The 23,346-nt window shown below is 64.0% G+C and carries 24 protein-coding genes; 14 read left to right on the forward strand and 10 right to left on the reverse strand.

Features of this window, described 5'->3' with window-relative positions; all coding sequences use genetic code 11:
- The first annotated feature begins 20 nt into the window (after positions 1 to 20).
- The 4 genes from ACVWVY_RS40965 to ACVWVY_RS40980 all read left to right on the forward strand — a co-directional run bounded on the left by ACVWVY_RS40965 (position 21) and on the right by ACVWVY_RS40980 (position 2,254).
- The gene (locus tag ACVWVY_RS40965; RefSeq protein WP_456631698.1) at positions 21 to 287 is read left to right on the forward strand and encodes a DUF3551 domain-containing protein; all 267 of its coding nucleotides are present in this window, start codon (positions 21 to 23) and stop codon (positions 285 to 287) included.
- Between the two features lie 184 nt (positions 288 to 471).
- Positions 472 to 1,044, forward strand: coding sequence for a glycosyl transferase (locus tag ACVWVY_RS40970; protein ID WP_456631699.1), 573 nt, complete (start codon positions 472 to 474; stop codon positions 1,042 to 1,044).
- A gap of 140 nt (positions 1,045 to 1,184) precedes the next feature.
- Complete coding sequence (locus tag ACVWVY_RS40975) at positions 1,185 to 2,114, forward strand: bifunctional helix-turn-helix transcriptional regulator/GNAT family N-acetyltransferase (RefSeq protein WP_456631700.1); 930 nt, start codon at positions 1,185 to 1,187, stop codon at positions 2,112 to 2,114.
- On the forward strand, positions 2,111 to 2,254 hold the full coding sequence (locus tag ACVWVY_RS40980) for a hypothetical protein (protein WP_456631701.1): 144 nt from the start codon (positions 2,111 to 2,113) through the stop codon (positions 2,252 to 2,254). The genes ACVWVY_RS40975 and ACVWVY_RS40980 overlap by 4 nt, the downstream gene beginning before the upstream one ends.
- 7 nt (positions 2,255 to 2,261) lie before the next feature.
- Here ACVWVY_RS40980 and moaB read toward each other — a convergent pair whose 3' ends face one another.
- Positions 2,262 to 2,825 carry a molybdenum cofactor biosynthesis protein B gene (gene moaB, locus ACVWVY_RS40985; RefSeq protein WP_456631702.1) on the reverse strand — a complete coding sequence of 188 codons (564 nt, stop codon included), beginning with the start codon at positions 2,823 to 2,825 and terminating at the stop codon, positions 2,262 to 2,264.
- 53 nt (positions 2,826 to 2,878) lie between these two features.
- Entirely contained in the window at positions 2,879 to 3,817 is a 939-nt protein-coding gene (gene ypfJ / locus ACVWVY_RS40990) for a KPN_02809 family neutral zinc metallopeptidase (protein WP_456631703.1), read from the reverse strand.
- 257 nt (positions 3,818 to 4,074) lie between these two features.
- Here ypfJ and ACVWVY_RS40995 point away from each other — a divergent pair, with 257 nt between their 5' ends.
- The 3 genes from ACVWVY_RS40995 (at position 4,075) to ACVWVY_RS41005 (ending at position 6,612) form a co-directional block, all read left to right on the forward strand.
- Positions 4,075 to 5,208 carry a DNA methyltransferase gene (locus ACVWVY_RS40995; RefSeq protein WP_456631704.1) on the forward strand — a complete coding sequence of 378 codons (1,134 nt, stop codon included), beginning with the start codon at positions 4,075 to 4,077 and terminating at the stop codon, positions 5,206 to 5,208.
- Between the two features lie 237 nt (positions 5,209 to 5,445).
- Positions 5,446 to 5,772: a hypothetical protein gene (locus tag ACVWVY_RS41000; protein ID WP_456631705.1), complete on the forward strand. Its 327-nt coding sequence runs from the start codon at positions 5,446 to 5,448 to the stop codon at positions 5,770 to 5,772.
- Between the two features lie 153 nt (positions 5,773 to 5,925).
- A complete protein-coding gene (locus ACVWVY_RS41005) occupies positions 5,926 to 6,612 on the forward strand; it encodes a glutathione S-transferase family protein (protein ID WP_456631706.1) in 687 nt (228 codons plus the stop codon).
- Between the two features lie 141 nt (positions 6,613 to 6,753).
- Here ACVWVY_RS41005 and ACVWVY_RS41010 read toward each other — a convergent pair whose 3' ends face one another.
- The gene (locus ACVWVY_RS41010; protein ID WP_456631707.1) at positions 6,754 to 7,185 is read right to left on the reverse strand and encodes a nuclear transport factor 2 family protein; all 432 of its coding nucleotides are present in this window, start codon (positions 7,183 to 7,185) and stop codon (positions 6,754 to 6,756) included.
- Positions 7,186 to 7,273: 88 nt separating this feature from the next.
- Here ACVWVY_RS41010 and ACVWVY_RS41015 point away from each other — a divergent pair, with 88 nt between their 5' ends.
- On the forward strand, positions 7,274 to 8,197 hold the full coding sequence (locus tag ACVWVY_RS41015; RefSeq protein ID WP_456631708.1) for a LysR family transcriptional regulator: 924 nt from the start codon (positions 7,274 to 7,276) through the stop codon (positions 8,195 to 8,197).
- A gap of 93 nt (positions 8,198 to 8,290) precedes the next feature.
- On the opposite strand, the gene ACVWVY_RS41020 is transcribed toward ACVWVY_RS41015, so the two are convergent.
- The 3 genes from ACVWVY_RS41020 to ACVWVY_RS41030 form a co-directional block, all read right to left on the reverse strand.
- A complete protein-coding gene (locus ACVWVY_RS41020; protein ID WP_456631709.1) occupies positions 8,291 to 8,908 on the reverse strand; it encodes a glutathione S-transferase family protein in 618 nt (205 codons plus the stop codon).
- 82 nt (positions 8,909 to 8,990) lie between these two features.
- A complete protein-coding gene (locus ACVWVY_RS41025) occupies positions 8,991 to 9,467 on the reverse strand; it encodes a nuclear transport factor 2 family protein (protein ID WP_456631710.1) in 477 nt (158 codons plus the stop codon).
- On the reverse strand, positions 9,448 to 10,311 hold the full coding sequence (locus ACVWVY_RS41030) for a helix-turn-helix domain-containing protein (RefSeq protein WP_456631711.1): 864 nt from the start codon (positions 10,309 to 10,311) through the stop codon (positions 9,448 to 9,450). The genes ACVWVY_RS41025 and ACVWVY_RS41030 overlap by 20 nt, the downstream gene beginning before the upstream one ends.
- A 137-nt stretch (positions 10,312 to 10,448) precedes the next feature.
- On the opposite strand from ACVWVY_RS41030, the gene ACVWVY_RS41035 reads away from it, so the two are divergent.
- Together ACVWVY_RS41035 and ACVWVY_RS41040 are read left to right on the forward strand one after the other, a co-directional pair.
- Positions 10,449 to 10,823 (forward strand): nuclear transport factor 2 family protein, encoded by a 375-nt coding sequence (locus ACVWVY_RS41035; RefSeq protein ID WP_456631712.1) that lies wholly within the window; start codon positions 10,449 to 10,451, stop codon positions 10,821 to 10,823.
- A gap of 94 nt (positions 10,824 to 10,917) precedes the next feature.
- Positions 10,918 to 12,207: a flavin-dependent oxidoreductase gene (locus ACVWVY_RS41040; RefSeq protein ID WP_456631713.1), complete on the forward strand. Its 1,290-nt coding sequence runs from the start codon at positions 10,918 to 10,920 to the stop codon at positions 12,205 to 12,207.
- Positions 12,208 to 12,311: 104 nt separating this feature from the next.
- On the opposite strand, the gene ACVWVY_RS41045 is transcribed toward ACVWVY_RS41040, so the two are convergent.
- The 4 genes from ACVWVY_RS41045 to ACVWVY_RS41060 form a co-directional block, all read right to left on the reverse strand.
- Positions 12,312 to 13,700: an FAD-binding oxidoreductase gene (locus tag ACVWVY_RS41045; RefSeq protein WP_456631714.1), complete on the reverse strand. Its 1,389-nt coding sequence runs from the start codon at positions 13,698 to 13,700 to the stop codon at positions 12,312 to 12,314.
- A gap of 469 nt (positions 13,701 to 14,169) precedes the next feature.
- Entirely contained in the window at positions 14,170 to 15,201 is a 1,032-nt protein-coding gene (locus ACVWVY_RS41050) for a medium chain dehydrogenase/reductase family protein (protein ID WP_456631715.1), read from the reverse strand.
- Positions 15,202 to 15,353: 152 nt separating this feature from the next.
- A complete protein-coding gene (locus tag ACVWVY_RS41055; RefSeq protein ID WP_456631716.1) occupies positions 15,354 to 15,773 on the reverse strand; it encodes a PaaI family thioesterase in 420 nt (139 codons plus the stop codon).
- Between the two features lie 76 nt (positions 15,774 to 15,849).
- A complete protein-coding gene (locus tag ACVWVY_RS41060) occupies positions 15,850 to 16,968 on the reverse strand; it encodes an A/G-specific adenine glycosylase (protein WP_456631717.1) in 1,119 nt (372 codons plus the stop codon).
- Positions 16,969 to 17,135: 167 nt separating this feature from the next.
- Between ACVWVY_RS41060 and ACVWVY_RS41065 the strand changes: the two genes are divergently transcribed.
- The 4 genes from ACVWVY_RS41065 (at position 17,136) to ACVWVY_RS41080 (ending at position 23,210) form a co-directional block, all read left to right on the forward strand.
- Complete coding sequence (locus tag ACVWVY_RS41065; protein WP_456631718.1) at positions 17,136 to 17,615, forward strand: DUF721 domain-containing protein; 480 nt, start codon at positions 17,136 to 17,138, stop codon at positions 17,613 to 17,615.
- 116 nt (positions 17,616 to 17,731) lie between these two features.
- Positions 17,732 to 18,388, forward strand: a complete 657-nt coding sequence (locus ACVWVY_RS41070; protein ID WP_456631719.1) for a DsbA family protein — start codon at positions 17,732 to 17,734, stop codon at positions 18,386 to 18,388.
- 250 nt (positions 18,389 to 18,638) lie between these two features.
- Positions 18,639 to 22,103, forward strand: coding sequence for a chromosome segregation protein SMC (gene smc, locus ACVWVY_RS41075; protein WP_456631720.1), 3,465 nt, complete (start codon positions 18,639 to 18,641; stop codon positions 22,101 to 22,103).
- Positions 22,104 to 22,232: 129 nt separating this feature from the next.
- Complete coding sequence (locus tag ACVWVY_RS41080; RefSeq protein WP_456631721.1) at positions 22,233 to 23,210, forward strand: small ribosomal subunit Rsm22 family protein; 978 nt, start codon at positions 22,233 to 22,235, stop codon at positions 23,208 to 23,210.
- Positions 23,211 to 23,346 lie beyond the last annotated feature (136 nt).

The raw sequence follows: 23,346 nt of genomic DNA on the forward strand, positions 1-23,346 counted from the left end.
ACCAGCCTGGAGCGAACAAAATGTCGAAAACGTTTCTAAAGACCGCTGCCTTCGCACTTGTTATCGCGGCCGTCACCTCGCTGGGAGCCTTGACCGCCCGGGCCGACGCCAATGCGCCGGTGTGCGCCAGGACCTACAGCGAGGGCGGGGGAACCACCCAATGCGATTTCGCCACCTATGCGCAGTGTATGGCAACAATCTCGGGGCGAGGCGGTTCGTGCTCGGACAATCCCTATCGAGGCCCGAGGATGCCGGATCGCGCTGACGGCCGCGTTCGGCGCCGCTGACTAGATCCGGCCAACCATGCCGCTTCTGGTCGCCCGCGGACAATGTTAATCCGGGCCGGGACGGACGCCGCGCGATGACCGCCGGAGGTTGCCGCAAAAAACTGCACGCCAACGGCTGCTTTGATTGTGACAAGGTGATAACAGTGCAGCGTTTTTGCCCCTATGAGCCACCGAAGCCTCATTCATGTTGAGCGTGATCATTCCAACCGAAGGCGTCGAGCAGCCCGCCGTCGCAACGCTGGCGGCGCTGGTGCCGGGCGCCGCAGCCGGCATCATCCGCGAGGTGCTGTTGGTCGACCGGGCCGGCAACGGCGTGATCGAACGGGTGGCCGACGTCGCCGGCTGCCGCTTTCTCGGGTTTGAAGGAACACGCGCCGCGGCGCTGGCCGCCGGTGCGCGCGCGGCGCGCTCGCCATGGCTCATGTTCCTGCATGCCGGCGCGGTGCTCGACAGCGGCTGGATCGAAGAGACCACGCAGTTCATCCAGAACGTATCGAGCAGCGACCGGCCGCGCGCCGGGGTGTTTCGCTACGCCCGCTCGCCCTATGCCGAAACGCGGCTGCGCGACGGCTTCAAATTCGTCGCCCGGATGATTGCCGGACCGTCGGCGGAACAGGGACTTCTGATCGCGCGCGATCATTATGAACGGCTTGGCGGCTACCGGCCGGATTCCCGCCGTTCCGAGACGCGGCTGTTGCGCCAGCTCGGCCGCGCCTCGCGCACCCAGTTGCGCAGCCGGATCACGGTCGTCGCCTAGGGCGTCCCAGACAAAAAATATCGAAAACAACCCCATGCAAAGTAGAACCGGCCTGGGTGCGCCCTCGCCGGATGCCGGCCATCAAAATACTTGCCAAGAGCAACTATATATTTGACAATGGCAATCATTGAGGTGATGCCATGTCCCAACTGGATTCCGAACAGGAAGTCGCGGCGGTTCGCGCCTTTAACCGCTTCTACACCCGCAAGCTCGGCGTGCTGGACCAGCAGCTCCTGAAGAGCCCGTTCTCGCTGAGCGAGGCCCGGGTGCTGTACGAGCTCGCCCACCGCCAGGATCTCTCGGCTAAAGCGATCGGAGCCGAACTGGGTCTCGATGCCGGCTATCTCAGCCGGATCGTGCAGAATTTCGATGAAGCCGGGTTGATCACCCGCGAACCGCTGCCGTCCGACCGCCGGCAATACCAGCTCGCATTGACCGCCAAGGGACGGCAGGCATTCGCCAAGCTCGAACGAAGCACAAATGACGACGTCGCGGCGATGCTTGGCTCGCTGACGATCGGCGGCCGGGAGCGACTGATCGGGGCAATGGCCGACATCGAGCGGCTGCTCGGCGATGGCAGTACCGCACCACGACCGGCGACGCTGCGCGAGCCACGCCCCGGCGACATGGGATGGGTGGTGCAGAGCCACGGCGCGCTCTACGCGCGCGAATACGGATGGGATTCCTCATTCGAGGGGCTCGTTGCCGAGATCGCGGCGAAATTCCTCAGCTCATTCGACGCGTCGCGAGAGCGTTGCTGGATCGCCGACATCGACGGCACGCAGGTCGGCTCGATCTTTCTGGTCAGGCACACCGACGACGTCGCCAAGCTGCGGCTGTTGCTGGTCGACCCGGCCGGGCGCGGCCAGGGGCTGGGCCATCGGTTGGTCGCCGAATGCATCGCGTTCGCAAAAGCCTGCGGCTATCGCCGGATCACGCTGTGGACCCAGAGCATGCTGGTCGCCGCCCGCAAGATCTATCAGGAAGCCGGATTCAAGCTGGTCGCCACCGAGCCGCACCGCAGTTTCGGCCAAAGCCTGATCGGCGAAACCTGGGAACTGGAACTGTGAAGCCCGTGCGTCGCGACGGTTCGCGGCGCGTCACGCCGGACCTTCTCGCTTTTTACATCAAGCGTGCCCACGCGCTGCGCGAGAAATGGTATCGCGACCTGTGGCATGCGATCTGGTCGTGGCTGACGACGCCGCACTGACTGTCCGTCAGGCTGAAGCGCCCTGTGCTTTGGGCCGCCGCAGGTGCTCGTCCAGCCGCGGCATGATCTCGACGAAATTGCAGGGACGCGTGCGGTAATCGAGCTGGGCGGCGAGGATGCCGTCCCACGCATCGCGGCAGGCGCCCGGCGATCCTGGCAGGCAGAAAATGAACGTTGCACCCGCAACGCCCGCAGTTGCGCGGCTCTGCACCGTCGAGGTGCCGATCTTGGCGTGGCTCAGCATGTGGAAGGCGATGGAAAACCCATCCATCCGCTTTTCGAACAGCGGCTCGATCGCCTCCGGCGTCACGTCGCGGCCGGTGAAACCGGTACCGCCGGTGGTAATGATGGCATCGACGCCCTCGTCGGCGATCCATCGCTTGATGATGATGCGGATCGCATCGACGTCGTCGACGATGATCTCGCGCGCGGCAAGAAGATGACCGGCCTCGGTCAGCCGCTCCGCCAGCGTGGCGCCGGATTTGTCATCGGCCAGCGAGCGGGTGTCGGAGACCGTCAGCACCGCGATGTTGAGCGGCACGAATTGTTTGGTTTCATCAATGGAGGACATGACTTCTTCTTCTCGTCATGCCCGGCCTGGCGCCGGGCATCCACGTCTTCAAACTACAACGCGCCTTGCGCAAACGTGTTGCAGGCCTGCACCGTGCCCTGCTGGTAGCCCGTCATGAACCACTGCTTGCGCTGCGCCGCGGAGCCGTGGGTGAAACTGTCGGGCACCACCCTGCCCGTCGACTGCCGCTGCAGCGTATCGTCGCCGATCGCGGTTGCCGTCTTCAACGCCGCGTCGATGTCGCCGGCTTCGAGGAAGCCTGGACGCTTCTTCTCTTCGCGGTTGACCCAGACGCCGGACAGGCAGTCCGCCTGCAGCTCGACCTTGACCTGCAGCGCGTTGGCTTCCGCCTTGCTGCCGGCCTGCTGTTGCAGCCGCTGCACGCGCGGCAGGATGCCGAGCAGGTTCTGGATGTGATGTCCCGCCTCATGCGCGATGATGTAGGCCGTCGTGAATTTGCAGGCACTGCCCGAGCAGCCGCGAAAGCGCGTCTCGACCTCGCGGAAGAAACTGGTGTCGAGGAAGATCTGCTTGTCCGGCGGGCAATAGAACGGCCCCATCGCCGACTGCGCCATGCCGCAGCGCCCGCCATTGGTGGCGTTGCGAAACAGCACGATGCGCGGCCCTGTGTAGTTTTGTCCGCTGGACTGGAAGATCTCGCTCCAGCGGTCGTCAATCTCGCCGAGAATGCCTGCGATCATGCTGCCGACTTCGTCCTTCGGCGCGCCGGTCTTGGCCGGTCCCGACTTGCGATCGGTCTGGTAGGTCGGCGCCTGGTTGCCACCGGTCAGGATTTCGGCGCCGCCGATCAGGATGCGTGGATCGATGCCGAAGGCATAGCCGACCAGGCCAAGCACGATGATGGTTCCGATGCCGAGCCCGCCACCGCCCATCGGCAGGCCAAAACCGCCGCCGCCACCGCCCATTCCGCCGCCGCCGTCGTCGCGACGGTCATCGATGTCTTCGCTGCGGCGGAAATCATCGTAACGCATGGCGCTGTTTCCTCATCCCCGGGGCTGTTTGGCTCGAATACCCAACGCAGCAATCACGTAAAATTTCCATTCCATTAATCAATAACCTGCCCGGCAAATATTGCCTAGTGCACCCAACCCCGCAATTTCTCTCGGCAATCTCTTCTCAGCAACAATACCGATTAAGTCGATTTTTACTTTGCGGGGTCAATGTACCGCCAGTCGGTTGTTTAGTCCCGCGTCGCCGACAGCGTCGCCTGAGTCAGAGTAATTGAGTCATGGTAGTGTCGCGTCGCGGGGCGTCTGTAAGGGCGCCCCGCACTAAATTTGAGTCCGAGTCCAGCGCTCGCATCGTCGTCGGCGATTGCGTCGCCGAGATGTCGAAGCTTCCGGCCGGTTCGGTCGATCTGGTGTTCGCAGATCCGCCGTATAACCTGCAGCTCAAGGGCGATCTCAAGCGCCCCGACGAATCCCATGTCGATGCCGTCAACAACGACTGGGACAAGTTTTCATCCTTTGCCGCCTATGACGATTTCACCCGCGCCTGGCTGCTCGCCTGCCGCCGGATCATGAAGCCGTCGGCGACGCTGTGGGTGATCGGCTCCTACCACAACATTTTCCGCGTCGGCGCGATCATGCAGGACCTCGGCTTCTGGGTGCTGAACGATATCGTCTGGCGCAAGACCAATCCGATGCCGAATTTCCGCGGCCGCCGCTTCACCAACGCCCACGAGACCATGATTTGGGCCGCGCGTGACGAGAAGGCCAAGGGCTATACGTTCAACTATGAGGCCCTGAAGGCCGCCAATGAGGACGTGCAGGCGCGCTCCGACTGGTTGATCCCGCTCTGCACCGGCGAAGAACGCCTCAAGGGCGCCGATGGCAAGAAGGTGCATCCGACCCAGAAGCCCGAAGGCCTCCTGGCGCGCGTGCTGCTGTCGTCGTCGAAGCCCGGCGATCTCGTGATCGATCCCTTCAACGGCACCGGCACGACAGGCGCCGTGGCAAAACGTCTCGGCCGCCGCTACATCGGCTTCGAACGCGACAAGACCTATGCGGCTGCGGCCGAAGCGCGCATCGCAGCCATCGAACCGCTGCCCGACGCGACGCTGGCGCCGTTCATGACCGCGCGCGACGCCCCGCGCGTGGCGTTCTCCGAACTGATCGAGCGCGGCATGATTCCGCCCGGCACCAAACTGGTCGACTCCAAGAAGCGCCACGGCGCCCTGGTTCGTGCCGACGGCGCCATCATGCTCGGCGACAAGGTCGGTTCGATCCACCGCATTGGGGCGGTCGCACAGGGCTCCGGCGCTTGCAACGGCTGGACCTTCTGGCACGTCGAGACCAAGAACGGCCTCAGGCTGATCGACGAACTGCGCGCCGAAATCCGCTCCGGGATGGCGGCGGGCTGAGCCGCACCCGGGCGTATCACCGGACAACTGCAGGCGCACCTCGACGGGACGCGCCAAAACACGACAGCGTGCAGACGACCTCGGCGGCCATTACCGCGAAATGCGGCCTGGCCCCTGCGCAGCCACCCCGATCAACCGGCATGGCAGCCGTGTCGGGCGCGCAGGCAATCATGCGCCTTTTCGCTGCTATTTCAGGGTATAATCTCGGTATCCTGCATCCCGTATGAGATTACTGCCATGCGCACGCGAGACTCCGAGTCGTTCATCGTGCTGCCGCTGCTGCCGATCTTCCTGATCGGCTTGTTTCCGATGCTGCTGTTGAGTTTGCTGGGCCCGGCCGGACTGATCATCCTCGGCATCCTCGTCGCCAGCGCGGGCTTGACCGACATTCTGGACGCCAGCGGCTCCTTCAGCGAGCAGATCATCGTTCACGGCTATGCGCGGGGATCGGAGCGTGCGGGGCAACGCACGGCGCTGCGTTCGGAAATGCGCTTCGCATCCGTCATGATCGCTGCCGGTGCCGGCCTTGCGCTGGCCGGCATAGGCGGTCTGGTGCTGTCGTAACAGCGAGCTTCGTTCGCCTCGAGAGCCCGGCCGGTCACAAACTCGTCGCTTGCGCACCTCGCAAAAATTTGAGCATGGACGTGACACACGGCGGCAATGTCGCCGCCTGCCGCAATAAATTGTCCTGGCAAGAAGCAATGGGGGAAATTCCAAATGCTCAAATTTTACTTCAACGGATCGCCCAACCCGACCAAGGTCGCCCTCTTCCTGGAAGAAGCCGGCCTCGCCTATCAACCGATCGCCGTCGACACCCGCAAGGGCGACCAGTTCAAGCCGGAATATCTCGCCATCAATCCGAACGCCAAGGTGCCCGCGATCGATGATGACGGCGTCCGGGTGTTCGACAGCAACGCCATCCTGCTCTACCTCGCCGAAAAGACCGGCAAGTTTCTGCCTGCGAACTCGCCGGCCCACCGCGGCGAATTGCTGTCATGGCTGATGTTCGCCGCCACCGGCGTGGGCCCGTATTCCGGCCAGGCCGTCCACTTCAAGCATTTTGCGCCGGAGAAAATCGACTACGCGCATAACCGCTACCAGTTTGAGGCGCAGCGGCATTTCGGCATTCTCAACGACCACCTCGCCAGCCGCCGCTACATGGTTGGCGACACCTACACCATCGTCGACATGGACGTTTGGGGCTGGGCCCGCTTGATGCCCTTCGTGATGGGTGAGGATGCGGTCGCGAAATATCCCAACGTCAAGCGGCTGGTCGATGAGATCATGGCACGGCCTGCGGCGGCAAAGGCGATCGCGCTGAAGGATAACTTCAAGTTCAAGGCCGAGATGGACGACGAGGCCCGCGGCAACATGTTCAAGCATCTCAAGGTCAAGGCCGCCTGAACAGGCAAACACCAAGGGAATCGTAGGGTGGGCAAAGGCGCACTTGCGCCGTGCCCACCATTTCTTTGTCGACGCACCTCCGAAACTCGAAGAGTGGTGGGCACGCTTCGCTTTGCCCACCCTACGCAGCGGTCCGATGTCTCAAACCGCGGCGGCGAGCTTTCGCTCTGCCGGAAACGGCCCGAGCACGCGTTCGACCAGCGCGGAATCGCAATACTCCTTGATCTCCTTGATCTTGCCGCCCTCGATGCGCCAGACCATGCAATATTGGTTGTCATAGCGCACGCCTGACTTGGTGACGTTGTCGCCGCGCGCTTCGACTACGACATAGTCGCCTTCCGCGATGAAGTTGAACGCCAGCGTCCGCGGCCGCACCGCGAAGAACGAGCGGAAATGGCCCATCAGCCCGTTGTTGATCGCTTCACGCCCCTTGAACTCGTGCGACCACGAATATTGGCCGGTGACGATCCACGTCGCATCCTCGGCCAGGTTGTCGACGAACGTGGTCCCGCTCCGGTTGGCGGAATCCGTATAAACCTGCTGCACCAGTTTCTTGTTTTCTGCTGCGCTCATGGCGGCTTCTCCTTTGATCTGATGTCCGATCATCGCGCGCCGCAGGTCATTCTTCCAATCGATAGTGATTATGATATATATTCATATCATGAATTTGAATTCGCTTGACCTCAATCTGCTGGTGGCGCTCGACGCCTTGCTCAGGGAGGCCAATGTCAGCCGCGCCGCGATGCGGATCGGGCTGTCGCAGCCGGCCGCCAGCCACGCGCTGCAGCGGCTGCGCGACCTGGTCGGCGATCCCCTCCTGGTTCGCAACGGCGCGCGCATGGAGCTGACGCCGCGGGCGCAGGCGCTGCGCGCGCCGCTGGCACAGGCGCTCGACCAGGTGCGGTCCCTGTTCATCGCCGACGAGTTCGACGCCGCGAGGAGTGAGCGCCAGTTTCGCCTGATGATGCCGGACCTTGCGGTCGAGCTGCTGATGCCGCCGCTGATGGAGAAGATCACGAAGCTGGCGCCGAACGTCCGGATCGACGTGGTGCCGTGGCGGGGCCCCGCGATCTTCACGGCGGAGTTCGCCCGCACCATCGACATGGTGATCTCGATCGGCAACGCCTTTACCGGCTTTCACCGGCAACGGCTTTACACCGACAGTGACGCGCTCGCGGTGCGGCGGGGCCACCCGATCGGCGCCCGGCTGAAGCGGCCGGACGTATTTCTCGACGCGCGCCATGTCGCGGTCGTGATCCGCGGCGCGAGCGAGGACCTGATCGACACATGGTTGCGCCCCAAGGGCATCGAGCGTCGGATCGCGCTGGTCGTGCCCGGCTACATCGAGGCGCTGCATGTGGCCGCGCGCACCGATCTCGTCGCCTTCGTGCCGCGCCGCCTGATCGGCGCGCTGTCGAAGCAATTATCGCTGGCAACGATCGCGCCGCCGCTCGATCCCGGGGTCGACGAGCAGTTCATGTTCTACCCGACCCGCGCCCAGATGGACCCCGGCTCGATCTGGCTGCGCAACATCATGCTCGGCATCGGCCGCGAGATGGAGCGGGGGAAGAGGAAGGCTGCGTAGGGTGGGCAAAGACGCGCAAGCGCCGTGCCCACCATCAAGAGCGACGCAAGCAATGGTGGGCACGCTGCGCTTTGCCCACCCTACAAGCTCAGTTCAGACCTTCTCGTCCGCCAACACCTTCTGCACCGCGGGCCGTTCCGACATCCGCTTGCGGTGGGCGGCCACCTTCGGCAGCGTCGCAAGATCGACGCCGTCGCCCTCCAACCAGCCGGCGATCGTGAACAGATAGGGATCGCAGACCGTGTACTGCTCGCCCATCACCCAGGGTCCTTTGAGCATGTCGCGCTCGATCAGCGTAAAGCACGCGGTCATCGTCTCCGGTACCTTGCGCTTGAAGTCGGCGAACGACGTCTCCTCGGTCGCCCAGCGCGCCCCGCGCATCTTGTGGGCGTGCGCGACGTGCACGGTGGAACAGAGATAGTTGTTGATCGACTGCACCTGCGCGAATGCAAAGGAATCCTGCGGCACGAGCTTCGCGTCCGGAAAGCTCTGCGCAATGAACGCCAGGATCGCCGGCGTCTCGGTCAGCACCCCACTGTCCGTTACCAGCGCCGGCACCCGGCCTTTGGGGTTGATCTTGAGATAGTCCGGACTGTTCTGTTGGTTGTTCTTGAAGTTCAGCCGTTCAGCGCTGTAGGGCGCGCCGACCTCTTCGAGCGCGATATGCGAAGCCAGCGCGCAGGTGCCGGGGGCGTAGTAAAGCTTGAACATGGCGGTCCTCATGGGGAAAGCCGGACGTTAACGGCACGCTCATCCGCCGTCCACCCCCAGCGGGTGGAGCAGCCTCCGCGGTTCAACTCGCCCGCTGCTGGAGCCTTCCCTTGATGTAGACGCTGACGATCGTGTCATCGGCGGGATAATGCTCGGGCGCGACCGCCGTGATCTGGGCCTGAATGCATTTCCACGCGCCATTCTCGAACAGATAGGTATCGGTGTACGTGGTCATGCCGGTTACTTCATTTCCGTCGCGGCGGCGCGTGCATTTGTTGGTGGAACGCACCAGCGCAACGTCGCCGATGACGGTAATGAGTTCATCACGGACGTCCCAATACACGACGACCTCGGGATCGAAGGCCGTCGCCCAGTATTTCAGATAGGTCGCGCGATCCCATCGCTGACCTGTGGGCCAGATGCTGATGAAGCCGGGATGAAGAATGGCGTCGTGCGAAGCCACGTCGTTGGTCACGAAATTATGGATGAAGCGGGCGTTCAACGCGCGCAATTCGTCCATGGTGTCGGCCGATTGTTGATCACGCACAGCAGGTTGCATCTCTATCTCCTGGGCCTTGTTGAAGTGCCAGTTGGCGCGCCTTCTCGGCGGTCGCGTCATCAGCCGGAAAGAAGCATTCGATCTTGATCTGTTGCAGCACCGCGTCGGTCGGCATCGCCAGCGTCGTGAAGGTGGAAAAGAAGGCAAGGCGATAGTCGCCCTTCGCCAGCTGCATCGTCATGACAGGCGAGGACGCCGCCGAATGGCGTGGAAGCCGCCATTCGGCCGACAGCCCGGGGTAGGTCATGATCTCATCGAGCAATTGTGCCGCCGCCCGACTGCCTTGCGCGACATCGCGATGCAGGATCTGGATCAACTGCCGGGCGAACTCGTCCCAGTTCAACATGAACTGCCGCAGGCCCTTTGGATGAAAGACGACGTGCATGGCGTTGTCCGCAAGCCCATTTTCCATTTCGTATGAATCGCGAAACGGCTTGAGCAGGCGCGCTGACGCCTGATTGCGGATGCGAACATCCCAGTGCCCGTCGATCACGATCCCCGGATACGGCTCCTGCTGCCGGAGAATGAAATCCAGCGCCTGCCGCACCGGTTGCAGATTTTCAGCCGCCAGCCCCTTGTCGCCGTAGGGCGGCACGAAGCCCGCCGCGACATGCAGCGCGTTCCTCTCCTCGAGCGGCAGATCGAGCGCGCTGCCGAGCAGCTGCACCATCTCGCGGCTCGGCTGCGACCGGCCAGTTTCCAGAAAGCAAAGATGCCGGGCGGACACATTGGCATCGGCCGCCAGTTCGATCTGGGTAAGCCGGCGCACGCTTCGCCAATGCTTCAGCAGGCTGCTGAAATGTCCAGCCGGCATATGCTGCGAGTTGCGGTCTGGCGCATCCATGCCGGCAATCTAGACCATCGCTTCAGAAGGGCAATTACCTCGGATGTAAGTGACCGCCCGACGCTTCCCTGCAAGAATAACCCATGCGAAACGCGCGATGCGTTGCCTCGATCGTGCGGATGAGGGCGGGAGTGCTCATGGACAAAGACGCAATCACAGAGACCGTGACACGGTATATGGCGGCCTGGAACGAGCCGGACGATACCGCCAGACGCGCCTTGCTCGAGCAATGCTGGAGCAACAATGGCGTGTATCTCGATCCCAACGTCTCCCTGGCCGGCCGTGACGCACTGGCGACGCAGATCGGCGAGGTGCTGGCCCGGCGGCCCGGGGCGCGGCTCGAATTCATGAGCGGTATCGACGTGCATCACAACGTGGTCCGCTTCCTCTGGCGCCTGGTGCGCGCGGATGGAACCTGCGGCGATATTTCAATCGATTTTGGCGAGGTCGGTCCCGATGGCCGGCTGGTCAGGATCGTCGGATTCTTCGGCCCGGCCCCTGCACTCCCGTGAATTGCCGGGGTGGATGAGGATTTCCGCCAGGCTTTCGCAGTTGCCCCCTGCCGCCTCTCATGTCATGACGCCCAAGGAGTAAGAGGGGCGTAACATGACGGTTCTTATCGCGGGCGGCGGCATTGGCGGGCTGACGCTGGCGCTCAGCCTGCACCAGATCGGCATTCCCGCCAGGGTCTTTGAAAGCGTGCCCGAGCTGCGGCCGCTCGGCGTCGGCATTAACGTGTTGCCGCATGCGGTGCGCGAATTGATCGAGCTCGGCCTGCACGACAGGCTCGATGCGGCCGCCGTCCGCACCAAGGAGCTCGCGTATTTCTCCAAGCACGGCAAGCCGATCTGGAGCGAGCCGCGCGGCATCGAGGCCGGGTACAAATGGCCGCAGTTCTCGATCCACCGCGGCACGCTGCAGCAGATCCTGCTCGATGCTGCGATCGAACGGCTGGGCAAAGAGAACATTCTGACCAGCCATCACCTCTCCGGCTGGACCGAGACGGAGAACGGCGTCCGCGCCGAATTCATCGACAAGGCGACCGGCAGATCGCAAGGCAGCCACGACGGCACGCTGTTGATCGCAGCCGATGGCATCCATTCGGCGGTTCGCGATAAGCTCTATCCCGGCGAAGGCCCGCCGATCTGGAACGGCCGTATCCTGTGGCGCGGCATTACCGACAGCGACGCCTTCCTGTCCGGTCGAACCATGATCATGGCCGGCCACGAGATCCTGAAATTCGTCTGCTACCCGATTTCGAAGCAGGCCGACAGCGCCGGCAAATTCAGGATCAACTGGGTGGCCGAGCGGCACATGCCGCCGACCTACCAGTGGCGGCGCGAGGACTATAACCGAACCGCTGACCTCGAAGAATTCCTGCCCTGGTTCAAGGACTGGAAATTCGACTGGCTCGACGTGCCCGGCCTGATCGAGAATTGCCCGCACGCCTATGAATACCCCCTCGTCGATCGCGATCCCGTTGCGCAATGGACCTTTGGCCGCGTCACGCTGATGGGCGATGCCGCCCATCCGATGTACCCGATCGGCTCCAACGGCGCGTCGCAGGCGATTTTGGACGCCCGCGTCATCACCCGTGAAATCCTGGCGCATGGCCCGACCAACGCCGCGCTCGTGGCCTACGAAGCCGAGCGCCGTCCGGCAACGACCGACCTTGTGATGCTCAACCGCCGTAACGGCCCCGAGCAGGTCATGCAGATGGTCGAAGAGCGCGCGCCCGACGGCTACTACGTCGTCACCGACGTGCTGTCGTTGAAGGAGCTGGAAGACATCGCCGCCAACTACAAGCGCGTCGCCGGCTTCCAGGTCGAGGGGCTCAACGCCAAGCCGCCGATCGTCCAGATCACGCGGGAAGCGCCGCGGGCGAGCGCGGGCTGACTCGAGGACGCCTCGAAGCAACGAAGCCCGAGCGTTCCTTCGTTCCATGAAGCGAAAGAACGCTCCGACAGGAATCTTGGGGCGAAGCTGAACCGCGGCAGCGTCTACGAATGCGGCAGCGGTCTGATATTCTGGTTCATGCGAAAGAAGTTCATCGGGTCGTATTTGGACTTTAGGGCGACGAGACGGTCGTAGTTGTCGCCATAGGTGGCCCTCAGTCGGCTGTCGTCCCCATCGTCCATCATGAAATTCACGTAGCCGCCGTCAGCCGAGTAAGGATGCACGGCCTCCCAGTAACCCTTGGTCCAGCGCGTGATTTCGCCGGCCTTTTGCGGATTGGGATCGATGCCCGCAATAACCATCGACCAGGTCGCACCGCGCGTATTCCAGGCGGTGTCGCTCTTGCCGACGCGACGAACAGCGCCGTCGATCGGATAGAGATGCATGAGCGAGAGCGCGCTGGGCAGTTTCCGCGCCTGGGCAATATGGGCGTCAATCGCCTCGTCGGTCAGTTCCTTGACGAAATCGCCGCGCCAGTACCATTGCAGGCCCTTTGGGAAGAACGGATCGAACATGGACTGGAGGGCCGGATAGGGCATTTCGCCCATCCAGTTGAAGAACGGCGGGGGCAGCTCACCGAGCAACTTGGCCATGGCCGCCTGGCCATCTTCTGTTGGACCATTATAGCAGGCGATGATGGCGCAGGCGCGCTTGCCCTGATGCTCCGCCGGGAACGGGTCCATCGGTGGCACAGTCTTCAAGCCGACAAACGCCCCGAGTTCCTCCGGAGCGCCAGGCAGAAAATCCCTGTATTTCTGCATGATCGTCCGGGCCTGTTCGAGATCCCAGAAGACTGGTCCGGCATAGACCATGCTCACCGGATGCGCCTGGAACAGGAAGCTCGTAACGATGCCGAAATTTCCACCGCCGCCGCGCAGGCCCCAATAGAGATCAGCGTTCTCCGATTTGTTCGCGGTGACGATGCGGCCGTCGGCGAGCACGACGTCCGCCTCCAGCAGATTGTCTATGGTGAGACCATACTTGCGGGTGAGGTAGCCGGTGCCGCCGCCCAGCGTGAGGCCGGCAATACCCGTGGTCGAGACAATGCCAGCCGGCACGGCGAGCCCATAGACGTGCGTCGCGTGATCGACATCGCCCTGTGTGCAGCCCGAACCGACGCGGACGGTGCGGGCAGCGGGATTGACCCGCACGCCTTTCATCATCGACATGTCGATCATCAGTCCGTCGTTGACACTGCCAAGGCCAGGTCCGTTATGCCCGCCGCCGCGGATCGCGACCTGGAGATCGTTCTGCCTTGCGAAATTCACCGCGGTGACAACGTCAGCAGCGTCGGTGCATCGCGCAATCATTTCGGGACTCTTGTCGATCATCCCGTTGTAGAGACTCCGGACGGCGTCATACTCGGCATCCCTTCGCCTGATGACGGGACCACGCATGTTGCCGATGAAGGTTTCGGTGGCCATGGCTTGCATGATGTCCTCCTGTTTCCACAAATGACCGACCAGTTGGTGAGGTCGCTCCCCGCTATTGGATCTCCTGGACTGGTGACGGTCGGCATCGATCGACCGACTCCAGCAGTAGTGCGCGATGCTCTGGATCACACGGTATTCGATGCCGCAAATTCCATGCGCACTCTTGTCAAACCGTCTTCACGAGATGGTATTGGCGCATCTTAACCAGGCGCGCGCGGATATAGCCGCGGTAAAGGGAGTTGATGAGCATCCACATGACCGAACCTCAGCAGTCTGGCCATGCGTCATCCTGCGACTGTTTCAGGGCAACTTCAACAGCCGTGGAAAATGGCTTCGTCTGAACCAGCAGCATCGTTCGGCGTCAGCAATGGGACAAAAAGCTTGACGGAATCGGGAGCCGACGAAACCTCGGTTATCGGTTACCGCTGGTCCGCCCAATTCGGCGGCGCCGGGATGCCAGCGGTCATGATCAATTGCAAACAAGCACGAGCTTGCCCTTCACGGATCCACGGCCGAGCAATTCTTGCGCGTGGCGGGCCTCGCGAAGCGGAATCCGCTCGGCGATGACAGGTTTGATCTTCTGGTCGCGAAGCAGATCAAGCAGCACGCTCAAATCTTCGTGGAACCACGCCGGTTTCCTCCGTTTCAGCATCTGTATGCTGTAGGGCAGGATGCGTCGTCTGCCGGGTGAGAGGAGCGCGCGGAGCGCGTACCAGGCAGGCCGCGTAATGCCGCGAAAGCGGTAGCGCAAACCGCCTGCCAACTGCCCCTGTTGCAGGAACGAAGTGAAGCCATAAACGATGACGCGGCCGCCCGGTCTCAGAGCCTGGAACGATCGCCAAACATTGGCCTCGCCAACACCGTCGAAGACAACATCCACGCCTTCGCCTGTCAGGCGGCGAATCTCTTCGACAAAATCGGCTTTCTGGTAGTCGATCGGCGTCGCGCCGAGATCGGATACGATCCGATGCGTCGCCAGTGATGCGGTGCCATACATTTCGAGCCCCGCCAGACGGCCGAGTTGCAGTAGCGCCGTACCTAATCCTCCGGCCGCACCATGAATGAGTACGCGCTGACCTCGTGAGGCGTGCGCTAGGCGATGCATCATCTGATAGGCCGTGATGTAGTTCAGCACGAGGCTGACGGCTTCTGCGGGATCAAGACCATCTGGAACCGGAGTGAGTTCATCTGGTGGCAGGCAGATGTGCTGGGCGTAGCCGCCGTGAATTGGCAGAGCCGCGACCATCTGACCGGCCATGGCCTGCGACACTTCCTGTCCCGTCTTTTCGACAACACCAACGATGTCCCACCCCGGCGTAAATGGAAGGAGCGTTTTCTCCGGATGAATACCCTCCCTCATCAGCAAGTCTGCGAAGGATACGCCGGCAGCGAGCACGCGTACTCGCACATCGCTTCGCCCCGGCTCCGGCGCCTCTTCCTCCAAGGTCTCCAAGACCTCTGGTCCGCCAAGACGGCGAACAATGATACGGAGAGACTTCATGACGGGCGTCTCCGATGGGCCCGCCTCGCAGAGGCGAGCGCAACGGAATTATGCGCGCGCGGGATATCCGTCGCGTTGCGCCAGATCAAATGCGAAAACCCAGACGCGGGCGACCAGGCCGAGTGAGGAATTGTGGCCCCCTCGCCGCCCTTCTAGCGAATGGCCTTCGCGGTCTCGACCAGCCGCGCGCTGGTCGTGGCAGTCGCCAGTAGCGTGCCATCCGCGGCCGTCAGACGTCCCTCCACAAAGGCGACGGTCTTGCCGAGCTGGGTGACCTTGGCTTCGCCGGTGATCGGCCCGGGCTTGGCGGGGCTGAGAAAATTCACGGTCATGGTGATGGTCGCCGTGTAGAGTTTTCCGTCCGTCATGGTGAACACCGCCGGCCCCATGGTGTCATCGAGCATCGCCGTGAGAATGCCGCCCTGCACGAAGCCCGCCGGATTGCAGAAATCCCGCTTGCCGTCAAAGCCAATGCGGATCCAGCCCTCCTTCGGCCGCGCGTCGAGCACGTGCCAGCCGAGCAGTTTTGAAGACGGCGGCATGGGGATAGTGTCGAGAGCGGTGCCGATCATGGGAACCTCCGTGAGGCTTCCATCTACGGCAGGCCTGCTGCCATCATGGTGTCAGCAGACTTCGGGCGGATCGCGCCTAGAGGCCCAGCCCGTGCGCGATGGCCTTGCGCATTACATTGGGCAACGCCTCGCCGGCCAGCGTTGCGATCGGCACCCAGCGCATGCCCTCCGGCGCCCGCGAGCGCGCAGCCAGTTTTACGGTGTAGACCACAAGCTCCAGCGGAAAATGCGTGAAGACGTGGGTCACGACGCCCGCCTTGCGGTGCCAGCGCACCCCGCCCTTGAGCGCAGGCGCCTGGTTTAGCGCCGCCTTGTCGTCCTGCCCGGCCAGCCATTCCGAACCCGGTACTTCGGTCATGCCGCCGAGCAGGCCTTTTTCCGCGCGCGTGCGGACCAGGAGTTCATCGCCGCGCGTAACGATGAAGGCGGCGCCGCGGCGCAGCGTACCCGCCTTCTTCGGCGCCTTGCGGGGAAACGTCTCCTGATCGCCGCGCAAGCGGGCGGCGCAATCATCGTTCAACGGGCACAACGCACAGGCCGGCTTCTTCGGCATGCAGATCGAGGAGCCTAGATCCATCAGTGCTTGCGCGCTATCGCCGGCGCGAGACTTCTCGTCGCCGGCGCGAGACGGACCAAGCAATGTTGCCGCCAATTCCTGTATGATCGGCTTGGCCTGCGGCAGCGGGTCTTCGACCGCGTAAAGCCGCGACACCACGCGTTCGATATTGCCGTCGACCGGCATGGTTCTGATGTCGAAGGCGATCGCGCCGATCGCCGCCGCCGTATATGGGCCGATGCCCGGCAATTTGCGCAGGCCTTCCTCGCTGTCGGGAAACACCCCGCCATGGTCGCGCAGCACCGCGACCGCGCAGGCATGCAGATTGCGCGCGCGCGAATAATAGCCGAGCCCGGCCCACATCCGCAGCACGTCATCCTGCGACGCGCGGCCGAGCGAGGCCACATCCGGCCAGCGCGCCAGAAACTTCAGGAAATACGGCCCGACCGTTTTGACGCCGGTCTGCTGCAGCATGATCTCGGACAGCCAGACCCGGTACGGATCAGGCCGCTCGCCCGCCGGCGGCCGCCACGGCAGCCGGCGGCGATGGCGGTCGTACCAGTCGAGCAGCAGCGCGGGACGAGAGGCGCTGCTTTCGGCCGATTCAGTCCGTCGTTTTGTGGCAGCAGAAGACGTCATCCGTGCATTCTAATGTTGAAACGCAAATCTCTCCACGTCATGCCCGGGCTTGTCCCGGGCATCCACGTCTTTCTTCTTCGCGACAGCCCAAGACGTGGATGGCCGGGATGAACCCGGCCATGACGGCGGAGATGGCGCCTGCGACGAGCAAGATGTAATAGAGCCCCATGGCAAAACCCGGCTCGATCTCGGCAAAACCCCTCTCCGTCCTGCTCAGCGACGTGTTTTCGGACGCCTACGCCAAGCAGGGATTTGCCGCGCGCGAGCTGGTGACGCGCTGGGCTGACATTGCGGGAGCTGAAATCGCCGCCCATTCCGAGCCGCTGAAGATGCAGTGGCCGCGGCCGGTGGAAGGGCAGCCGCAGGAACCGGCCACGCTGATATTGCGGGTGGAGGGCCCTGCGGCGCTGGAGATCCAGCATTCGTCCGACGTCATCCTGCAACGGGTCAATCGCTTCTTCGGCTGGAGCGCGGTTGGCCGGCTAGCGCTACGGCAGGCGCCGCTGTCGCGCCGAAAGGGCCCCGCGCCCAGCCGCGTACCGGACCCGCAATCGGTGGCAAAGGTCGCCGAAACCCTCTCCGCGGTCGAGGACGAGGAACTGCGCGCCGCACTCGCGCGGCTCGGCGCCGCGATCAAGCGAAATTGAGCCTTTTACGCAGCTCGCCCGGCGCACCCCGCCATTGCCACAACTGGCGTTTCAAGCTAGCGAAGGCTTCTTTTTGTACTTCTTTCGGGCGTGAACGCGCCATTCGGGAGCAGACCTTGATGATCACGCGCCGCGCCTTCACTGCCGCCCTGTCGCTGACCGGCCTTGGCCTGCTCGCCGGCTTCTCGCCGCTGCGGCTGATCACCGACGCCATCGCGCAGGGTGCCGCCGACGTCGCCAAGCCACAGTCCCTGCCCGACATGGCGCTTGGCCCCGCCAACGCCACAGTGACCATCACCGAATACGCCTCGATGACCTGCCCGCACTGCGCAGCCTTCACCGAGAAGGTGTTTCCGAAGATCAAGTCGGAATTCATCGACAGCGGCAAGATCCGTTTTGTGTTCCGCGAATTCCCGCTCGACATCAAGGCGGCCGCCGGCTCCATGCTGGCCCGCTGCATCGCCAAGGACGACGCGCCGAAATTTTTTGCCGTGATCGACCTTCTGTTCAGGCAGCAGAATGACTGGGTGGTGAAGAACACCACGGAGACGCTGGCCCGGATCGGCAAGCAGGCCGGCCTCACCCAGGCGCAGGTCGAGGACTGCCTGAAAGACCAGGCGCTGCTCGACAAGATCGCGGCCGACCAGAAGTTCGCCGCCGATGTGCTGAAGGTGCAGTCGACACCGACCTTCTTCATCAACGGCGAGATGCTCAAGGGCGAGCAGAGCTTCGAAGAGTTCGCAAAGCGCATCAATTCGATGCTGAAGAGCTGATTCGCACGGGCCGGATTCATTCGGACCCATAAGTCCAGCAAAAGGCTCGACAAAAGCGCCTCAAAAGGCCCTAAAACTCTCCCTAAAACTCTTGGGAAAAGCCTCGAGGGCCCGTTGCCCTCCGGCCCCGGCCTCGCCATTGTCGCACCGATAAGTGCCGCAACAGGCGGTTCGTCCACACACCGACATTGCCTTCTATGGTATTGTCACGGCAGGGAGATTCGCGCCCGGCCAACAGAGATTTGTGTTCATGAAACTCACGCGCCTCCGCCTCCACGGTTTCAAGTCGTTCGTTGAAGCCACTGATTTCATGATCGAACCCGGCCTCACCGGCGTGGTCGGACCGAACGGCTGCGGCAAGTCGAATCTGGTCGAGGCGCTGCGCTGGGCGATGGGCGAGACGTCGCACAAATCGCTGCGCGCCGCCGACATGGACGCGGTGATCTTTGCCGGTTCCGGCAACCGACCGGCGCGGAACCACGCCGAAGTTACCATGACGATCGACAATGCCGATCGCACCGCCCCGGCCGCCATGAATGACAGCCAGGTTCTGGAAATCTCCCGACGCATCGAACGTGAAGCCGGTTCCGTTTATCGCATCAACGGCCGCGACGTCCGCGCCCGCGACGTGCAGATCCTGTTTGCCGATGCTGCCACCGGCGCACGTTCGCCGGCGCTGGTTCACCAGGGCAAGATCGGCGAGATCATTCAGGCCAAACCCGAACAGCGCCGCCGCGTGCTGGAAGACGCCGCCGGCGTCGCCGGCCTGCACGCCCGCCGCCACGAAGCCGAGCTGCGGTTGAAGGCGGCCGAAACCAACCTCACCCGTGTCGAGGACGTGATCGGGCAATTGTCCGGCCAGATGGACGGGTTGAAGAAGCAAGCCCGCCAGGCCATTCGCTTCCGCGAAGTTGCCGCCAAGGTGCGCAAGGCCGAGGCCACGCTGTTCCATCTGCGCTGGCTGGAGGCCAATGCCGACGTCGCGGAAGCCGGGCATACCCACGACATCAACGTGCGCGAGATGGCCGAGCGCACCCGCGAGCAGGCCGAGGCCGCGCGCATCCAGGCGATCCGCGCCTCCGAACTCCCGGCGCTGCGCGAGGGCGAAGCCCGCGCCGCGGCGGGGCTGCAGCGCCTCACCAATGCGCGCGAACAGCTCGACCGTGAGGAAGCCCGCGCCAAGGAGCGCGTCGCCGAACTCGACCGGCGGCTGCAGCAGTTCGCCGGCGACATCGCGCGCGAGCAGCAGCAGGCTTCCGACGCCGAAGTGGCGCTGCAGCGGCTCGACACCGAGGACGCCGAGTTAAAGGAAGAAATCAAGTCGCGCGTCGAAAAGCGCTCCGGCATTGATGAACGGGTTTCCGAAGCGGAAGCGACGCTGGCCGCGGCCGAACGCATGTTCGGCGAGCTGACCACCGCGCTCGCCGACCTCACCGCCAAGCGCAACCAGTTAGAGGCTGGCGTACGCACCCACCGCGACCGTCTGGCCCGGCTCGATCAGGAGATCGCCAGCGTCCAGGCCGATGAGCAGAAGCTCAGCGACGAGACCGGCAATCTCGGTGACCTCGACGCGCTCGCCGCGGCCATGGAGACCGCGCAGGAAACGCTGGCGGTATCCGAAGCCGCAGCACAGGCCAGCGAGACCGGCCACGTCGCCGCGCGACAGAAGCTCGAAGCCTCCCGCGCCCCGCTTACCGAGGCCGACAAGCGCGTGCAGCGGCTCGAAACCGAGGCGCGCACCATTTCAAAGCTCGTCAACGGCGAGACCAAGAATTTGTGGCCGCCGATCATCGACGGCGTCACCGTCACCAAGGGCTATGAAAAGGCGATCGGCGCCGTCCTCGGTGACGATCTTGACGCCCCCGTCGACCCATCCGCGCCGATGCGCTGGACCAATGCGGGCGCGAGCTTCGACGATCCGTCGCTGCCGGCCGGCGTCGACCCGCTTGCCGCTCATGTCGAGGCGCCGCCCGAACTGGCGCGTCGTCTCGCGCAGATCGGCGTCGTGCCGAAGGAGCGCGGCGCCGAACTGGTGTCGCAGTTGAAGACCGGCCAGCGGCTGGTGTCGCTGGAAGGCGACGTCTGGCGCTGGGACGGCTTTGTTGCGTCGGCGCATGCGCCGACCGGTGCCGCGCGGCGTCTTGCCGAACGTGCACGCCTCGTCGACATCGAACACGAGCTGGAACAGGCCCGCTCCGACGCTGCCAATAAGCGCCAGGCGCTGGAAGACGCCGAGGCCGAACTGAAGGCGGCCTCCGCCGCCGAAACCGCCGCCCGCGAGGCATGGCGGGCGGCGCAGCGCGAGGCCGATGCGGCGCGCGAACGCCATGCCACGACCGAGCGCGAGATCAATCGCCACGCCGCGCGCAAATCCGCGCTGACCGAAGCCCATACAAGGCTCGCCGCCGATCGCAGCGAGGCTGAAGCCGCGCATGAGAGCGCCAACGCCGCGCTGGCCGAGTTGCCGCCAACTGATGAGACGGAAGCCAGGCTCGCCACCGTTCGCAGCGAGATTGACGGACACCGCCGCTTTGCCGCGCAAGTGCGGGCCGAAGCCCAGGCGCTGGCGCGCGAGGCCGAATTGGCCGACAAGCGCGTGCAGGCGATCACGGCCGAACGCACCGAATGGCAGAACCGCAGGCAAAGCGCGGCCTCCCAGGTTGCCACCGTAGAGGCGCGGATCACCGAAGTAACGGCCGAGCGCGCCGATCTGGAAGATGCGCCGGCTCTGTTCGCCGAAAAGCGCCGCGCGCTGATCAACGAAATCGAATCCGCTGAAACCGCCCGCCGCGTCGCCGCCGACGCGCTCGCCGCCGCCGAGAGCGTGATGGCGCAGACCGACCGCGAAGCCAAGGCTTCGCTCGAAGCGCTCTCCTCCGCCCGCGAGGCCTGCGCCCGCGCCGAGGAACGCATGGAGGGCACCAAGCGCCGGCTTTCCGACATCGAGCGGGAAATCCACGACATGCTCGAAGTCGAGCCGCATGCGGTAGCGGCGCTCGCCGAGCTCGAGCCGGGCGCGGAACTGCCGCCGCTGGGCGAGATCGAGGAAAGCCTTGAAAAGCTGCGCCGCGACCGCGAGCGTCTCGGCGCCGTCAATCTGCGCGCCGAAGAAGAACTCCGCGAGGTGGAAACCCAGCACACCGCGCTGACCACCGAGCGCGACGACCTGGTCGAAGCCATCAAGCGGTTGCGCCAGGGCATCCAGAGCCTCAACAAGGAAGCCCGCGAGCGGCTTTTGACCTCGTTCGAGACCGTCAACGAGCATTTCAAGCGGCTGTTCACCGAACTGTTCGGCGGCGGCGAAGCCGCACTTCATCTGATCGAAAGCGACGATCCCCTGGAAGCCGGTCTGGAAATCATCGCAAAGCCGCCCGGCAAAAAGCCGCAGACGCTGTCGCTGCTGTCAGGCGGCGAGCAGGCCCTGACCGCGCTGGCGCTGATCTTCGCGGTGTTCCTCACCAACCCGTCGCCGATCTGCGTGCTGGACGAAGTCGACGCGCCGCTCGACGACCACAACGTGGAGCGGTTCTGCAACCTGTTGCACGAGATGACGTCGTCGACGGAGACCCGCTTCATCATCATCACGCATAATCCGATCACCATGGCGCGGATGAACCGGCTGTTCGGCGTCACCATGGCCGAACGCGGCGTCTCGCAACTGGTCTCGGTCGGCCTCGACGACGCGGTAAAGATTTTGGATCAGAACGTGGCGTGAGGCGCGCTGCCTCACCCAGTTGACGTCATCATCCGCGGAGGCGGATGATCCAGTGCGCCGCGCTATCTTGTAAGACACTCAACCTTCTCGGCGTACTGGATGCCCGCCTGCGCGGGCATGACGAGACAAATGACCTCGCCCGACCTCCCTGCCGAACTGAAGGCCGCGCTCGACGGCAAGCTGCGGGGGTTTTCGCGCAGCGACGCCGCCGGTCGCGCCGCTTCAATCTCGAAAACCTATCGCGACGGCGGCGGCTCCGGCGCCATCCGCTCGGAGGCCGATGCGCTGGCCTACGCGCTGGCGCGGATGCCCGCCACCTATGCCGCGGTCACGGCGAGCCTGAACGCGCTCGTCGAGATCAGGCCGGACCTCGCGCCGACAAGCCTGCTCGATGTCGGCGCCGGGCCGGGCACGGCGACCTGGGCGGCGGCGGAAACCTTCCCATCTCTGCAACGCTTTACGCTGCTCGATGCCAACGACGCGTTGCGCGCGCTGGCGCTCGGCCTCGTCACCGACAGCTTTCGCCTGCGTGACGTCAGCTATCAACGCGGAGAAGCCCGCGCCGCCCTGACCGGAGCGGATACGGCCGATCTTGTCGTGGCGAGCTACATGATCGGCGAAATCGGCGATGGCGAGCGACGCGCACTCGCCGAACTGATGTGGCAAAAAACCCGCGACACGCTGCTCGTGGTCGAACCGGGCACGCCTGCCGGCTATGCCCGGATCATCGCGTTGCGTGAGCGGCTGATCGCGTTGGGGGCGCATGTCGCCGCGCCCTGCCCGCACGACGGCAAATGCCCGCTGCAGGCGCCCGACTGGTGCCATTTCACCCAGCGCTTGCAGCGCTCGCGTGCACACAAGCAGGTCAAGGGCGCGGAGCTGCCGTTCGAGGACGAGAAGTTTGCTTATGTCGCGTTGACGCGCGCGGCGGTCGTCCAACGCCCGTCGCGGGTGCTCGCACAGCCGGCCGTCAGCAAGGTCGAAATAACCGCGAAGCTTTGCGCGCCGGAGGGTCTCTCCCTCACAAAGGTGCCGCGCCGCGCCAAAGCAGATTACGCCGCCGCCCGGCGTTGGCGGTGGGGCGATGCGGTGATGGAGGAGAGCTGATTCAGACGGCGGTCTCCGTGCCCCGGACACGACCGAATTGAACTTATCCCGCCCCACTTCCGACTAAAGCCATGCCCCAAATCGCGGGCGGGCTGCCGCGCGCCCGGTTTTTCGTCTAGGTTCCCTGCCTCTTCGT

It is taken from the genome of Bradyrhizobium sp. URHC0002 (assembly GCF_054059515.1).